Annotated in this window: 15 protein-coding genes and 1 pseudogene; 8 read left to right on the top strand and 8 right to left on the bottom strand. The window is 38.5% G+C overall.

Going from position 1 to position 15,351, the window contains the following annotated elements:
• Positions 1 to 87 precede the first annotated feature (87 nt).
• Positions 88 to 960, bottom strand: a complete 873-nt coding sequence (locus LMH66_RS07650; protein ID WP_229369146.1) for a LysR family transcriptional regulator — start codon at positions 958 to 960, stop codon at positions 88 to 90.
• Between the two features lie 179 nt (positions 961 to 1,139).
• On the opposite strand from LMH66_RS07650, the gene LMH66_RS07645 reads away from it, so the two are divergent.
• Together LMH66_RS07645 and LMH66_RS07640 are read left to right on the top strand one after the other, a co-directional pair.
• Positions 1,140 to 2,519 (top strand): alpha-amylase family glycosyl hydrolase, encoded by a 1,380-nt coding sequence (locus LMH66_RS07645; protein WP_229369145.1) that lies wholly within the window; start codon positions 1,140 to 1,142, stop codon positions 2,517 to 2,519.
• A 423-nt stretch (positions 2,520 to 2,942) separates the two neighbouring features.
• Positions 2,943 to 4,040: a GGDEF domain-containing protein gene (locus tag LMH66_RS07640; RefSeq protein WP_229369144.1), complete on the top strand. Its 1,098-nt coding sequence runs from the start codon at positions 2,943 to 2,945 to the stop codon at positions 4,038 to 4,040.
• Positions 4,041 to 4,096: 56 nt separating this feature from the next.
• Here the strand turns inward: LMH66_RS07640 and LMH66_RS07635 are convergent, their stop codons facing one another.
• Positions 4,097 to 4,987 carry a mechanosensitive ion channel family protein gene (locus LMH66_RS07635; RefSeq protein ID WP_229369143.1) on the bottom strand — a complete coding sequence of 297 codons (891 nt, stop codon included), beginning with the start codon at positions 4,985 to 4,987 and terminating at the stop codon, positions 4,097 to 4,099.
• Positions 4,988 to 5,352: 365 nt separating this feature from the next.
• On the opposite strand from LMH66_RS07635, the gene LMH66_RS07630 reads away from it, so the two are divergent.
• Together LMH66_RS07630 and LMH66_RS07625 are read left to right on the top strand one after the other, a co-directional pair.
• A complete protein-coding gene (locus tag LMH66_RS07630; RefSeq protein WP_102528303.1) occupies positions 5,353 to 6,069 on the top strand; it encodes a YrhK family protein in 717 nt (238 codons plus the stop codon).
• Between the two features lie 231 nt (positions 6,070 to 6,300).
• Entirely contained in the window at positions 6,301 to 6,939 is a 639-nt protein-coding gene (locus tag LMH66_RS07625) for a trimeric intracellular cation channel family protein (RefSeq protein ID WP_229369142.1), read from the top strand.
• Positions 6,940 to 7,137: 198 nt separating this feature from the next.
• Here LMH66_RS07625 and LMH66_RS07620 read toward each other — a convergent pair.
• Positions 7,138 to 7,236 (bottom strand): annotated as a pseudogene (locus tag LMH66_RS07620) (ATPase P); the annotation flags it as partial.
• Positions 7,237 to 7,293: 57 nt separating this feature from the next.
• On the opposite strand from LMH66_RS07620, the gene LMH66_RS07615 reads away from it, so the two are divergent.
• Positions 7,294 to 7,794, top strand: a complete 501-nt coding sequence (locus tag LMH66_RS07615) for a hypothetical protein (RefSeq protein WP_229369198.1) — start codon at positions 7,294 to 7,296, stop codon at positions 7,792 to 7,794.
• Between the two features lie 266 nt (positions 7,795 to 8,060).
• Here the strand turns inward: LMH66_RS07615 and LMH66_RS07605 are convergent, their stop codons facing one another.
• Positions 8,061 to 8,486, bottom strand: coding sequence for a hypothetical protein (locus LMH66_RS07605; protein ID WP_229369141.1), 426 nt, complete (start codon positions 8,484 to 8,486; stop codon positions 8,061 to 8,063).
• A 317-nt stretch (positions 8,487 to 8,803) separates the two neighbouring features.
• Between LMH66_RS07605 and LMH66_RS07600 the strand changes: the two genes are divergently transcribed.
• Positions 8,804 to 9,229, top strand: coding sequence for an HPP family protein (locus tag LMH66_RS07600; protein WP_102529348.1), 426 nt, complete (start codon positions 8,804 to 8,806; stop codon positions 9,227 to 9,229).
• Between the two features lie 105 nt (positions 9,230 to 9,334).
• Here LMH66_RS07600 and LMH66_RS07595 read toward each other — a convergent pair whose 3' ends face one another.
• Positions 9,335 to 10,480: a cupin domain-containing protein gene (locus tag LMH66_RS07595; protein WP_229369140.1), complete on the bottom strand. Its 1,146-nt coding sequence runs from the start codon at positions 10,478 to 10,480 to the stop codon at positions 9,335 to 9,337.
• Positions 10,481 to 10,727: 247 nt separating this feature from the next.
• Positions 10,728 to 11,174, bottom strand: a complete 447-nt coding sequence (locus LMH66_RS07590) for a hypothetical protein (RefSeq protein ID WP_102529346.1) — start codon at positions 11,172 to 11,174, stop codon at positions 10,728 to 10,730.
• A gap of 447 nt (positions 11,175 to 11,621) precedes the next feature.
• Between LMH66_RS07590 and LMH66_RS07585 the strand changes: the two genes are divergently transcribed.
• Both LMH66_RS07585 and LMH66_RS20405 read left to right on the top strand, forming a co-directional pair.
• Complete coding sequence (locus LMH66_RS07585) at positions 11,622 to 12,698, top strand: sensor domain-containing diguanylate cyclase (protein WP_229369139.1); 1,077 nt, start codon at positions 11,622 to 11,624, stop codon at positions 12,696 to 12,698.
• A 200-nt stretch (positions 12,699 to 12,898) separates the two neighbouring features.
• Positions 12,899 to 13,021, top strand: a complete 123-nt coding sequence (locus tag LMH66_RS20405) for a hypothetical protein (RefSeq protein WP_267869115.1) — start codon at positions 12,899 to 12,901, stop codon at positions 13,019 to 13,021.
• Between the two features lie 282 nt (positions 13,022 to 13,303).
• Here LMH66_RS20405 and LMH66_RS07580 read toward each other — a convergent pair whose 3' ends face one another.
• Both LMH66_RS07580 and LMH66_RS07575 read right to left on the bottom strand, forming a co-directional pair.
• Positions 13,304 to 14,629: an SPFH domain-containing protein gene (locus LMH66_RS07580; RefSeq protein ID WP_229369138.1), complete on the bottom strand. Its 1,326-nt coding sequence runs from the start codon at positions 14,627 to 14,629 to the stop codon at positions 13,304 to 13,306.
• Entirely contained in the window at positions 14,604 to 14,960 is a 357-nt protein-coding gene (locus tag LMH66_RS07575; protein ID WP_229369137.1) for a methanolan biosynthesis protein EpsI, read from the bottom strand. The genes LMH66_RS07580 and LMH66_RS07575 overlap by 26 nt, the downstream gene beginning before the upstream one ends.
• Between the last annotated feature and the right edge of the window lie 391 nt (positions 14,961 to 15,351).

The raw sequence follows: 15,351 nt of genomic DNA, 5'->3' as shown, positions 1-15,351 counted from the left end.
ATTAAGTACAACTAATATTAAGTACAACTAATATTAAGTACAACTAATATTAAGTACAACTAATATTAAGTACATCCAATATTGAGTTTAACTAATGTAGTGCTGTTTAATAGCCTCAATCACTAAATTAACTCTTTCAGCACGTTTTATTGATTGAGTATATAGGATGTAAATGTCTTTTTTTTCTGCTTCGTACTGAGGAAATAAAGCAAGGAGTTGGCCACTTTTAAGTTCATCTTTAACCATATAGCTTGGCAGCCTACAAATACCTAGAGAGTCTAATCCAGCTTGCTTGATCACTTCATTATTTGAAAACTGATATCGAGCGGGAACATTAATATCGAAGGTTTGGTTATTTTGAGCAAACTGCCAATTTTTCCAATAAGACAATGATATACAACTACGTTGGAGCAATTCTTTCGGTGATGTTGGAGTGCCATATTTCACCAAATATTGCGGTGTAGCACAGCAAGTATATTCAAACTGTGTCAATTTTCGTGCTACGACTTCCTCTGGCGGGGTATTGGTTATCCTTATTGCAAAGTCATAAGGTGTAGTGACTAGATTTAACGTTTCATTACCCGTTTCGGCAGTAATATTGATGTCAGGCTGCTGTTCTGATAATTCACTAATTAATGGTAGTAAGTCATATTTCAATAAACCTGTTGGCGCCGTGAACTTGACCTCTCCAGCTAATAAACTTTCTGAAATATCTAGTAATTGTTTACTGTCATGCCAAAAGCTTGTCAGTTTATTTGCTTGCGTATAGAGGTTTGCACCAGCAGATGTTAATCGCATCGATCTAGTATTACGGATTAATAGTTGAGTACCGAGTTCATTCTCTAATAATTTTAGTTGTTTAGATAAATGCGCTTTTGATATGCCTAAGTATTCTGCTGCCTGGGTAAAGCTGCCTTTGTTGACCAACTCTGCAAATAATCGTAATCGTTCAAGCTGCATAATTCTTTACCATGAAGTTATTGGTTAATGTTTGCCATTCGCAGCGTCATTACTATCAAATTGTTGAACAAATGCAAGTGTTGTTTCTATATGGAAACAATATTTTAGGTCATAGCCGGTTTTTCTATTACAAGTAAAACGCCAAAATATCTGCACATATAACGATATAAGGCATTAACGTGAAAGTATTTATACAAATAACTATAGGCTTAGGCATGTTACTAATTTCAGGTAGCACTTGGGCTAGTGATCCATATCAGCCGAAACCCTATGTAGAAGTTAAGCACCCAGAGTGGTCAAAAAGTGCCACCATTTATGAAGTAAATGTGCGCCAATATACTAAAGAAGGAACTTTCAATGCGTTTGCAGAGCATCTGCCAAGGTTGAAAAAGTTAGGTGTTGATATTATTTGGCTAATGCCAATTCACCCAATAGGCGAAAAAAACCGCAAAGGTGATAAGGGCAGTTATTACGCGGTGAAAGACTACAAAGCCGTGAATCCTGAGTTTGGCACGCTTGATGATTTAAAGTCATTAGTCAAACAGGCTCATGATATGAATATGTATGTCATTCTTGATTGGGTGGCTAATCACAGCGCGTGGGATAACCCGCTCACTGAAACACACCCTCATTGGTATACCAAAGACCATAATGGTAATTTTCAGCCTACTCCATGGTGGGATTGGTCTGACATTATTGATTTTGATTACAATAATCCCGAATTACGTAAGTACATGACCGAGGCGTTAAAGTATTGGGTACTGGAAGCTGATATTGATGGTTATCGTGCTGATGTAGCGGGTTTTATTCCTACAGATTTTTGGGATCATGCTCGTAAAGAGTTAGACGCCATTAAACCAGTATTTATGCTAGCTGAGTGGGATGCTCGTGATTTACACAAAAACGCGTTTGATATGAGTTATGCATGGGCGTTACACGACACTTTAGTGGACGTAAATGAAGGGCACACAGATGCACAAGGTGTTTATTCGCACTTTGCACATGCTCTGAGCGCATGGCCAGATAATGCCATTAAGATGAACTTTGTTGATAACCATGATAAAAATTCGTGGGAAAAAACCATGTTTGAGCGCTTTGGGCCGTATTTAAATGCCAGCATAGTATTAACTGCAACCGCTGAGGGAATGCCATTACTTTATAGTGGCCAAGAGGCAGGCCTAGACAAAGTGTTATCGTTTTTTGGTAAAGATGAAATCGAGTGGAAACCGCATCCTATTGGCGATTTATACCAGCAGTTATTTGCTTTAAAACATAAAAATCAAGCGCTTTGGAATGGTAGCTGGGGTGGGAAAATGATTCCTGTGCCTAACTCAACCCCTAAAGCTATTTTCTCTTTTGCCCGCCAAAAGCAACAAGACAAGGTGTTTGTGGTGATCAACTTTTCTGATAAACCTCAAACAACTGAGTTTAATGAAACGATTCAATTAGGAAAATACACTGAATACTTCACACAGCAAATAGTGAATATCACACCTAAAACTGAGATAACAATTCCTGCTTATGGATATAAAGTATTGGTGAGTAATAATGCTAAGTAAAGCGTGAATTATGGCGAAGGTGAGGTAATCGTTGAGGGCGTAATGTGTTCGGTAAAATGTTTATTGTATTAAGTCGCACTTACATGAATCTCAGTAGCGGCATAATAGTGCGGCTTTAAATGGTAAATATGCTGTATTTACTTCAAGTGAGAGTTTTGCCTTTAGGCTCAATTAAACGGTATTTAGCATGCTAAAAGTCTGGAATTAAGCAACCGTTTAGGCTTGGTTTTGATTTTAGTTTGGCATGCTTTTCTTTTTGAGTGTGGCTTGGTATTCGATATCTGCTTGGCTTAGATTTCGATATCAACTTGGTGACTAGATTAAGTGAAAATAAACAGCTAATTCCTCACTTTACTTACTTATTCAAACTAATAAGTGCAGTTAATAGTCTATTCTAAATAGGTACCGTTAACTGGAGTCAAGATGTCTGTCGTTCACCCTAAATTAATTGAAGTTGTTGTTGAGCAAACTCCCAGAGCGATGATAGCGATGCTTATCGTCTCTATTGCTTATATTTCTATATTCATCTCATTTATTCCAATCACTATTTTATTGGCTTGGTTTTCATTGCAGTTACTTCTCGCGGTAGCTCGATACCTCAATATAAAGATGTTTAAACGGCATTTGGGTGACGACAATGCTAAGGGCTTGACCCAACAAGAGATGGTATTTATAGGCCTTAATCTATTTCAAGCTTTCACTTGGATGGTTTCGTCTGTACTGATTATTATTTTCGCACCTCAACCATTTGAGCTGGTTAGTTTTGTGGTAGCGATAGGCATCATTACTGCTGCGACATTATCTATGACATCGCTTTATAAGGCTTATTTAGTATTCTTTTTTGCGATGATCATTCCTCAAGTTTTTATCATGTTTTATTATGGCGAGCATCAGCATATTGCCATGGTGGTATTCGCGGTAATTTATATTCCTGCAACAATCTTACTGTCTAAATCGATGTATCATAGTCGTTTATCAAGTATTGAAGCTCATGAAGAAATAGAGAAAAGTGCTGAGGAATTCAGGAAACTCTCTATTGTTGATAATTTAACTAATGCTTATAACAGACGTTATTTTTTTGAAACCTCGAAAAAGGTTCTTATGATGGCGCTTAGAGATAGAAGAAAAGTGTCGATGCTGATGTTTGATATTGATTATTTTAAGAAAGTTAATGATACGCATGGGCACCAAACTGGAGATTATGTCTTAGTTAATTTGGCAAAAAATGTAAATCAACTCATGAGGGAAAGTGATATTTTTGCCCGCATCGGTGGCGAGGAGTTCGCCATTTTACTGAATAATACTTCAATGAATGATGCCAAAGTTTTAGCTGAAAGAGTTCGCGCTATGGTCGAAACATCCACTTTTGAATATAACAATACGGCTATACACATCACCATCAGTATTGGTCTTTCAGAGTGGACAGGTACTAGCATGCAAGTTGATCAGTTATATGCCATGGCCGATCAACATTTATATTTTGCTAAGGAAAATGGCAGAAACTGCTGTTATCCAGACTAAAAAGTCTGTCTTATGCGCGAATAAATTATCATCTCATCTACATCGAAATTGTTGAATTAATCTTCTTTGGTGTGGGAGATGGTTAGTGCTCCATCTAGATGAATATCTCGCTGTGGGAAAGCAATTACAATCTTGTTCTGTTCAAATAATTCGTCAATTCGAAAGCGTATCTCACTACTGGTTTGTCGCAGTTGGCCTTCCATTTTTGCTTCCATCCAAAAATAGACGACAAAAGCTAAGGCGTTGTCACCAAAGTCATTGAAGATTACGGTAGGAGCAGGGGTTGTTAATATGGACTCTTGCTCTGAAACAGCTTGTTCGATTAATTGTGCCACTTTACGACAAGGCGAGCCATATGCCACGCCAACACTGATAGTGGTGCGTGTTTTAGTATCCATTAAGGTCCAGTTGATAACAGTATTTTCAAGTAATTTACTGTTAGGAATTAATAAATGCACGCCATCAGTACGGCGAATTCGAGTTGATCGAGTATTAATGGCTTCTACATTCCCTTTAACGCCATCAACCTCTAAAAAATCTCCAATTTTAATTGGACGTTCCCACATTAAAATCCAGCCACTAATAAAGTTGTTAATGATGTTCTGAGCGCCAAAACCGACACCAATTGCAACAGCGCCAGAGAGAAATGCAAAAGCCGTGATGGGGATATTAATCAGTTCCAATGTTATGGCTAACATGGTGACAATACCGAGAATATAGGTAATGCGGCTAACCAAGTGCACTACATCAGGTTTCATTCCTTTTTTAGTCATACGACTGGTTAATAATTTAATGATCGCTTTAAGAACGAAATAACTTATCAGGAGTAAAAAGGGAATAAACAGAATATCGCCAACACTGATGGCTTTTTGTTGGATGGTAAAAACGGGTGTATCTAATATCGCAATGATATTGTCTAGCGCGCCATTAATTGTATCGAAATCCATCGTCATTCCTTGTTGTTTCATTAATTTGGCTAGTTTATTTTAGCACGATTTTTAACAACTCCTCATGTTAGTTACATGGCGATGATTAAGTTTATAAGGATGATTTGTGCATTAGTTGGAGGTTGTTTCTGAGCGTAGCAAGCTTACGTTAGCTTATTTAGAAACAGCAAAATTAGGCGAACGGTTAGTTTTACTTGTGAATATTTTAACGGTTTCTGGAATGATTATTTGTAGGGTGCGCTCCTACATAAGTGATTCGTTTGATTGAGGTTTGTTAGTTAACATGCTTTGTGACAGTCAGATTTAATTGCAGCCATCACTTACCGACCATATTTATCAAATACACCGACAGGAAAACGCTATTTATGCCACACGCTTTTTCAAATAGACGCCGCATTTTAAACCTTACCGCAGATAAAAAAGCGCTGAGAGCACAATTTCGCTGGGAAACCATCAATGCTATTGCTTATAAGTTGGGTGGTGTGCTGTTTGTTATAGGTAGTTTTTTCTTTTTCCCGAGTAGAGCTGAATATGCCTATATCGGTGGTTGGATATTCCTTGCTGCCTCGTTAACATATTTAGTGGTGAATGTGCATGATATGGCCGAAATCCGACGTTACTGGAAAGACCATAGTACTCATAAAACAGATGAGGTTTTAGAGTACTTTGCGGGGGCGACTTATTTGCTCGGTACACTATGTTTTGTATTTGGCCGCATAACCAGCTTTCCTCAAGTTGACTGGGCGCTTGTCAGTACTTGGTTATTCATTATTGGCAGTACACTGTTTATTGTTGGAGCAGCGGCGAACATCTTTTTGATTATCAAAGCTGACTCTGTGAAATTACTGCAATTGATGAATTTAACCTCCATATGTTTCATCGTCGGGTCAGTGCTTTATGGCATGGCATCAGTGCCGTATTTATGGGCGTTCGAGTCGCCTAATGATCACTTACTTATTCTTAACTTTCTTGCTTGGCAGTACATGATTGGTAGCTGCTTGTTTCTGTTAGGTGGCATGTTTAATTATTGGCGGGCGTATTTGTTAGTTCAATCGGAAATTGCCAAGTTGCAGGAGTCATAATAAGTGCTTATAGGTGTTATTGGGGTTAAGGTTGTTTTATTGTGCATTGTTGATTATTACTATTACTAAATCTGTAAGTTCAATCTGTTTTACTTAAGCATTTATATGAAATATTAATTTTTATTATTTTTATGCATTAAAAAAAATAATGTGAAAAAACAATTTTTGTATCTGTATTTTTTACATGAATAGGCGCAAAATCCGCTCTCTTTTTATTAGTCAGTACATTTTATGTTAGAAGTTAAAGTTATCAGTGCTTTATGGCTCATAGGCATATTAGCAGAGGCGATGACTGGCGCGTTAGCCGCCGGTAAAAAACAAATGGATCTGTTTGGTGTGGTGATTATTGGCTGCGTAACGGCAATAGGTGGTGGCTCCTTACGGGATATGTTGCTCGGTAACTACCCAATTATATGGATTGAAAATGTACACTATTTGTTGGCCATCGCAGGTGCCTCATTACTTACTGTGATGATAGCGCCGCTAATGCGCTACTTAGCAAGATTGTTTTTGGCAATTGATGCTATTGGTCTCGCTGTATTCTCAATTGTAGGTGCACAGAAAACTTTAATGCTTGGATATAGCGCAGAAATAGCGATTGTAATGGGCGTTGTGACAGGTGTTTTCGGCGGCGTTATTCGAGATATTTTATGTAATCAAGTGCCGCTTATTTTTAAGAAAGAACTATACGCAATCGTCGCTTTATTAACGGCAACCTTGTACGTGGTAATGAAGTTTACTGGGGTTGTTGAATGGATAAGCCTGACTGTTGCTGTGACTTTTGGTTTTAGTTTTAGAATGTTGGCTATTCGATATCAATGGTCGATGCCAAAGTTTGATTATCAAAATCAGTCTGACAGTTTGCATTGAACAAATAAATAGCAACTGATAATCGTTGAGATTCGTTTGAATTGCAGATGTTTGTTATCAAGCTTATTATAGGTAGTGCTAATCATATCAAATATTAAACCACGCTTTAGCATGCTAAAACGTGGTTTTTGTAGAGCAGAATTTTCGAAAGTGCGGCTTCTTACTCTTGTTTTTCCTCTTGTATCTTACTCTTGTTTCTTAATCGTGTGACTGGGCGCTTGAGCTAGTAGCTATTGGCATTAAATCCATGCCGCAATTTGGACATGTATCGCCAGCAATACCTGTAATATCAGCGTTCATAGGGCAAGCGTGTGTATGCTTGGCGCTAGCATGCTCTTTATGTGAATAGTTTTTATGTGCGTGGTCGCCTTTTTTAGCGCACCCTTTGCACCCTTTGCAGTTTTCGTATTTGGCTTTGTTAGCACACTTGTCGCATTTGCCTTCACCTTTACAGTTTTCGCATTTGGCTTGGTTAGCGCACTTGTCGCATTTTCCTTCACCTTTGCACCCTTTACAGTTTTCGCATTTGGCTTTGTTAGCACACTTGTTGCACTTGCCTTCACCTTTACAGTTTTCGCATTTGGCTTTGTTAGCACATTTATCGCACTTGCCTTCACCTTTGCACCCTTTACAGTTTTCGCATTTGGCTTTGTTAGCACATTTATCGCACTTTCCTTCACCTTTGCACCCTTTGCAATTGTCACACTTGGCTTTGTTAGCGCATTTTTCACATGTGTCGCACTTTCCTTCACCTTTGCACCCTTTGCAATTGTCACATTTGGCTTTGTTAGCACATTTTTCACACTTGCCTTTATTTGGGCAGTGGTCGCCATCTGCTTGGTGAGCATGTTCTAAATTCATGCCGCATTTAGGGCAAGTATCGCCATTCTGACCTGTTACTTCTGGATGCATTGGGCAAGCATGTGACTGTTGCTGCTCGGCAACATTATGATGTGCCGCAGTGGCCAATTGTACCGTCGAGCTGATTAAAAAGAGACTTAGGACGATATAAATTATGTTTTTCATTGCTTATTCCCATTAAAGATTCGGACTCGTTGTTCTGAATGATGTCAGTGTCCGTGATTTATAAATAAAGTGACTAATTGTTGCTACTGTTAAGGTTAAGCAATGGGAGGTCTTAGGTGCTGCGTTGGCAATATTGATTGAAAGTAGGGGGTAAGGCTGACAATTTTATTATCTGGATGATGAGAAATTTGCCAAGGTTCATGCATCAACAGAGTGTCAGCAATACTGATATAAAAGCAGTTATCACAATCCGATGAGCAGGGGGTTAAACCATCACAATGATGGGCTTTATTATTGGATAGAGTTTCATGTAGATGGTTTGCAGAACTGCAGGCTGTTAATAAAGTCGGTGCCAGCTGTCTGTCATGGATGCCATTGGTTTCAGAACTGATTACATTGTCAGAGTGAGCGAGATTGCCTACCTTTGGCATCATAAAATTCGTATTCGCAAATACCAACTGGCTGAACAGCGTCAGAATGGTAAAAACATATATTGTCCGTTGCCGAAAAAGGGTAAACATATCAGTTCCATAAAATATTATGGCATGAGCTTATCACCATTTTTTTTCAATGAATCTGACTCAATTCACAGTTACAAAATCAACCTATGCCTTGTCATCATCAGCGATTTAATCTGTTAACTAGATCACTGGTGTTTATCTCTAAGCTGTTTGCATTCTCCTTATACTCGGCTTCATATTTTTATCTGATTATTTCCTACAAAAGTCCGCTTTCTATTTAATTCGTTAAATATTAAATGAGCGACTAAGTGCTTCATCTAGCTATTTCTGCCTATTTTGATTAATCTTTATTAAGTCACAGCTTAAGGAGTAAAGCGATGAAAGTAAGCGACATTATGACACCCAACCCTGTTTGTATTAGTCATCAGGCTAGCTTAAAGGATGCCCACTTATTGATGCAAAGTCGTAATGTGCGTCATTTACCTGTTATCAGTGAAACAACAGGAGAGTTCATCGGCTTACTGACACACAAAAAGATGATAGCAAGTGTGTTAAATACCTTGAACAAGTACGGTCAAGGCGCACTCGATAGAAAAGAGCGTTATACGCCCATCGCAGATATCATGGAAACCGAGGCGCAAAAGTTAGGTTTAGATGAACCTCTGACCGTTGTCGTGCAGTATTTTATTGATAATAAACTAGGTTGTTTACCGGTGGTTGATGAGGAAAATAAGGTACTGGGGATTGTGACTTCATCGGATTTTGTCAAACTCTGCCAGCGATTGCTGTTGATGCAGAAGTAGGGGCTGTGATTATTTAGCTAAGTATTAATTCATGGTTTTACGATATTCATCGTGACGCATTTTTTATAGTGCCGCAATATTCATTGCGACACTCTTAAGCAAGTTTTATTCGATTTCGTCGAAATACCAATAGCCTGCGTTAACCCAGTGGGTTAATTGCGCAACCACTTCATCATCATTTAGCCATGGGCTTAAGTCTTGTGCGGTTAACTCTTGGGTATCACATAGCAGTGCAATTAAGGCTTCTTTATCTGCTGATAATTGAAGTTGCTCGCCATTGATATACAGCACACCGTCAGCAACGCTGGTTTCAAAGTACAGCGTGCGCAGGCCGCCAAGCTTTACTAAAGGTTGTAGTTTAAGTTGCTCTGTGACATCTAGGGTTTGAAACCCTAAACTTTCTTCTGGTAAATCTAGCTCACATTTAGATTGTGTTAGGTAACGACCACTAAATTCACTGACTAATGTGTCATCAAGGGTAGCAAGCAGTTGTTGCTTAATACGTTCAAGATCGCTGTTATTCACTATGCCAGAATGTTCACTGATAACGCGATCAGGATCGGCTATTTGATCGTTACATAAGTCTTTGTCGATGATGTGATCTGCCATTGCGCTAACCATGTCTTTAGCTGAGGCAGTTCGATAACCCACAGAAAAGCTCATTGATGGTTCAAGTGTCACACCGTCATGAGGGTAGCCTGGTGGTAGATATAGGATATCGCCTGGAAGCAACTCAACATCAATAATCGGATCGAATGCTTCGGTGTGCAGTAGTGCTGGGTGTGCAGAGAATTCTTTGTGTGGACCAAGATCGCCAACTCTCCAGCGTCGTCGGCCAGAACCTTGGCAAATGAATACGTCATATAGATCAATGTGTGGACCCACTCCACCGCCAGGTGTGGCATAGCTCACCATCACGTCATCTAAACGCCAGCGCGGAATAAAATCAAAACATTTAAGCAGTTCTTCAGCTTCAGGCACCCAGTTATTTAGGGCTTGAACGATTAAGGTCCAGTCTGTTTCACCCAGTTCTTCATAAGATTCAAATGGGCCAAATTCAGCCTGCCATTGATCATTTTTCTTAAATACACGGCGAGACTCAACCACATCTTCACAAGCCAGCCCTGCCATTTCTTCTGGTGATAGCAAATCTTCAAAGTGTTTAAAACCTTGACGGATCACCAGTGGCTTTTTTTGCCAGTACTGTTCGAGAAATTGTTTTGGCGTCATACCATTTAAATCTAATTGCATGTTTATTACCCACTAAAATTTGCGGCGATCCTAACAAGTATTAGCAATGAGTAATTTGCCTGAGATCATATTATGGCAGATTAGTTTTTGAAAATGATGAAGCTCAATGATTCGAAAACCAGATTCGAAAAACAAAGTCGGAAACCAGATTCAAAAACCGGATTCAAAAACCAGAGTCGAATAATCGTAACATGATTGGTATGTCGTTTAGTTTCGGGATGTTTATTGCAGGTTGAATAACTTAAGTTTATCTAATTGCCAAGATCAAGCGACCATCATTAAGCTTTTCATTCACCATCGCGCCATCTAGTTTCTGTCCTAAAGGTGATTGTGGAGTGATGACGACAATGTTTCCATCGTCGAGTTTTATGCCGCCACAAACAGGCAATAGCCAGCAATTCATGCCAGCTTCTAAGGTCACTATCGCACCAAGGTTGATGTCATCTTCGGCCGTAAAGTCTTTAAGAGGAAGCGCCGTTAAGCGTTTTATCATGATATCAATATCAGCGACTCGTTGAGATTGTCCATGTGCTAAGTAAGCGGCTTCTAAACCGATTGTGTCATATTGAGTTTCTGCCACGCTTTGTTCATTGGTGGCGTCATTATGGGCATCTTCAGCTGCACTCAGTGCCGTTTGGCGTTGGACTATCAATATATCTAATAGATTTTGCAGCAAAGATTCTTTTTCAGTCATAGGGCGCTTACTTACTTCTCTTATTCAGTGCTTGTAAAGGTGCAGCTGTTAATAACAATAATTCTTGTGATGGTAAATTTTATCAAATTAATAGCAGCATTATCGGGTTATTTTCTGAGTTACCCTGAATCAATAATTATCTAATTTTTGCATGAGCGTTGAGTTAACGTCGCGTGTAAATTGGCATGGATACGGTTTGATTAGATAGTTATAAAAGTTTGATTTAAATCTAAGTTTTATCAATAAACTCATAATTTTCTAGCGGTTTTTTGTTAATTTAAATAGGATGGGATAATGAAAGCTAGGCTTGATGGTGTAGTTTAATACACAAGTTAATTGACTTGAATTAACTCAAGTTTAGGTTGATAAATGTTTAGCTTTCAAAGCAAGTAAGGCCATGGAAGTGATTGTTGTATGTTCTATTTTGATTAACAGTATCAGAAGGCTATGAAACCAATAAAAAGCATGACAACAAACGCGCAATATGCGGAACTTTTTGACTCCTTAGTACGTGTGAGTAAAGGATTGAATAAGGTCAGTTCCCTCAAGGAAATGGCAGCTTTCTTACAAACAGAAACCAGTACATTGTTTCAATTGACCGATGTGTGGATTTATATCACCGATGCGAAACGAACGGGGTGGCTGAATCATGTGGCTGGTGTTGGTCCTAACGCTGAAATCATGTCTACTATAGTGCCTCACATTAACTACAATGATGATCCTATTTTCAAGAAGATGCTTGGCCAACGAAAAATCTTTTATACCGAAGATTTGTTGATTGAGCCCGAGGCAAATAAAGATGTTACTCCGTTACTCAACCTTCGAACGGTAGTGAATTATCCATTATTTGTTGATGGCAAAGCACTTGGAGTGATGGCTTTTGGTAGTTTTGGCGAACAAACCGTCATTCTATCGCCGACTGAGCTGAATTACTTCGATGTCATAACTGAACAAACCGCTCTCACAGTGTCGAGAATGCATTTTTTCGATAAATCTCAGCAAGATCATCTCACCAAGTTATCTAATCGCTATGGATTAGAAAAGAAACTGCGAAATTTAGATGATAACAATAGTGACTGTGATTCAGCACTGTGCTTCATCTACCTAGATTTAAACAATTTTAAGCAGATAAATGACAATTTTGGCCACCTTGCAGGTGACCATATGTTGAAGACATTTTCGAGTTACCTTTCAAAAGAGCTTAAGAGTGCAGATATCATTGCCAGGATTGGTGGTGATGAATTTGTGCTGGTTTTTTCTGTTCCTGAGCAATGTGATATTGACGATTTTGTTCACAAAATTATTCAACGAATAAAGCACCATTGTTGTACGGTCGATTATCGAGGTAACAAGTTTCAATTGGAGTTTGCTTGGGGGCATGTTGCCGTTGACAGTAAGGATTACTCTATTAATGACTTGTTTAACGTTGCAGACATCAAGATGTATCAACTTAAAAATTCGCAAGTGAAAGTAAAATCTGCACGAGTTGTAAAATCGCAAAAACAGGTGGCTGAAAAAGCGTAAAGCCATGACTAACGATAATAGGTTTTTCGTGGCTTTTATGGTTCGTATTTTAAACCGGCATGCAATATCAATGACGATTAAGTGACTTTATTGATTGCTCACTTCTCGTTTAATTGCAGGCTTAATATCAATTAATTGAGTTTTTCCAACAAAGATTCAACGTCACTGACATTGAAACCACAGTTGAGCTGTGGCTAGGGATGTTATTAAACCATAGAAATAAGGTGTTAATGGGCATGGCTGCACCGACACGAAGTGAAATTGAGCATTACGCTGAAGCAGCGACAGCATTCTTACTTCGAGCTGTTGAGTCAAATCGATAAACTTTCATAAACGGCACCTTGCCGTAAAGTGAATTAGCTACTTATGATAATTGATGAATTACTTTGGATGTTATAAATACTTTGGTGATAGACAAGCGAACATTTCAGTTATCAACAGTAAGATAGTTTGTAGCTGCATTCTTTCGCAAATATAAATACAGCTAAAACCAATACTGACAAAAATGCCATCACAGTACTCACTGGATGGCATTTTTATTACACCTGAATCAATTTTACTTTAGTGAGAAATTATCTCACTAGTTCCAGTAAAACGTAAACGAGCTATTTATTTTCTAGACGTTTCTTAAGGTTTAATGCGGCATCAGCGGCAAGTAAACGCATAAATTCAGAACCATTATTTTGTTCACCTTGGCCGCCTCCAATCACAATCTCTGGCACTAAACGACTATTACCGAGACTATTAAACAATGCTGTTTGAATTTTAACCTCGGCTTTCAAAGTTTCATCAAATACATATTTTGGATCCAATGCGGCAGATTTTGCGCGCTGACGAGCCTCTGCAAGAACATCCATCCCCATAGCTTCTAGACGCTGTTGCTTTAATATTTCAGCCTGCTCTAACGCTAACTGAGATTTAACGGCTACACGTTGCTCAGCAGAAATAATCGCATTAGCTTTAACTCTTTCGGCATCGATTTGCTCTTTGATTTTTAGCTTTTCAGACTCTGCTCTTTGCTTAGCAATGGCCTGCTCACCCAAAGCAACTTCTGTGCGAGCCTGTTGTTCAGCTTTTTTCAGATTTTGTCTTGCAAGCGCTTCGTCAGCAGCAGCTTGCTTTTGCGCTTCAAGTCGAGAGTTCACTTTGCTTTCGTATTCAATATCAATGATGCTGGCATCTACAACTGTAATACCATACGAGCCTAATATTGGTGCATTACGTAACTTATGACCTTCATTATCTTGCTTGATTTTAATTGTTACTCGCTGCTGCTTACTTAACTCGTTAGGTTCATTCGAATTATCATTACGGTTAGAGCCAAATGTTTGCTCAGTAACAAAAATCCCGTTCACTAGTTGATCAGAAAAGTCCTGGCTTAACTGACCATTACCACCCGAATAATGCTGTTCAACAGACATCATTCTGGCTGACGCTTTGACATTTTCAGTGGTCGCACGCAGTAAAAGGTTAGATACCAATGTCTCTTGAGAACCAAACTCTTCATGAATTTTCAATAACCCTCTAAGTTGCCCAGTTTCATTAGCAGGCACATTGCCTGGTAGTCTAAAACGAGCTACACCTCTGGCATCACCAGTAGTCGTATCAAGAAAGCGAATAGGAATTAATGGAACCAATGCACTCGCAGTAGCCGCTTTATCACCGGTGAAGTTGATTGAGATAACCTTGTTATAGGCCGATATTGTCCCAAAGGCTTTAAAGTATGGACCAGCTTGGTTGATAACCGTTAAATTTCCGGTAAATGCAGATTGATGAACTAATCTTTCGTCCGCTTCATTCCATGCAATCATTTGAGACACTAAGATAGCAATTACAGCAATAACCGTAATAAATGCTGCGATTAAAATAATATTTCGACGTCCGATTCGACTTGCTAAATTGGGTTTAGTCTCTAGTGACTGACTTTCCATGTCTTTCATTCTCCATATGTAATTTCTTTTTAACGAAGTAAGTGATTTCTTCCTCGCTCAGGTGAGCGCAGAAACTGCCAGAACGATGTAAATCGATAAAGGTGGCAAGTATGTCCTGCTTACTTTGTGTTTTTTTTTCTTCATTTTCTTGATGTTGATTCTTCTCAATCAGTTGAGTGATTAACTCATCAACGACTGTATCTTCATCAAATAACACATTATATTCTCGCGCTTTCTTTAAACGGTCTCTATTCAAGTTTTGATAGATGACGTAAAGAGCTGCACACAAAATAATAATGAGTACACATAACCCTGTTATATAAAAAAACATAGTTTCTACTTACTCGTGTATTAATGAGTGGTTTAAATATTTTTTCCAAAAAACGTGCATTAGGCTTGTTCACTTTTTGGCAGCGGTTATCTTACAGTTTTAACAAATAAAAAACAGGTAAAGGTTGAATTATCTAATTGAAATTTAATTAAAAGCTATCCTGCCTTTAGCTTTTCTATAAATAAATTACGTTGCTATTTAGCAGACATTTTTTGAATTTATTGGAGATGAAATTGAATATATTTGATGATAGCCAACACTTTCTTCTGTCAATTTGGACTTACTAATTGTGTCTAAACTCAGTTTTAAGTTGGTCGTTGCCTTTTAAGGTTATGATTTATGGTTAAGTAATTGAATTTTAAACCTATGAGGTTGGCTTTGGTTTAGATCG

This window comes from Shewanella sp. 10N.7, from assembly GCF_020806285.1.
Lineage (GTDB): Bacteria > Pseudomonadota > Gammaproteobacteria > Enterobacterales > Shewanellaceae > Shewanella > Shewanella electrodiphila.
This window is presented reverse-complemented; position numbering and strand designations above follow the sequence as displayed.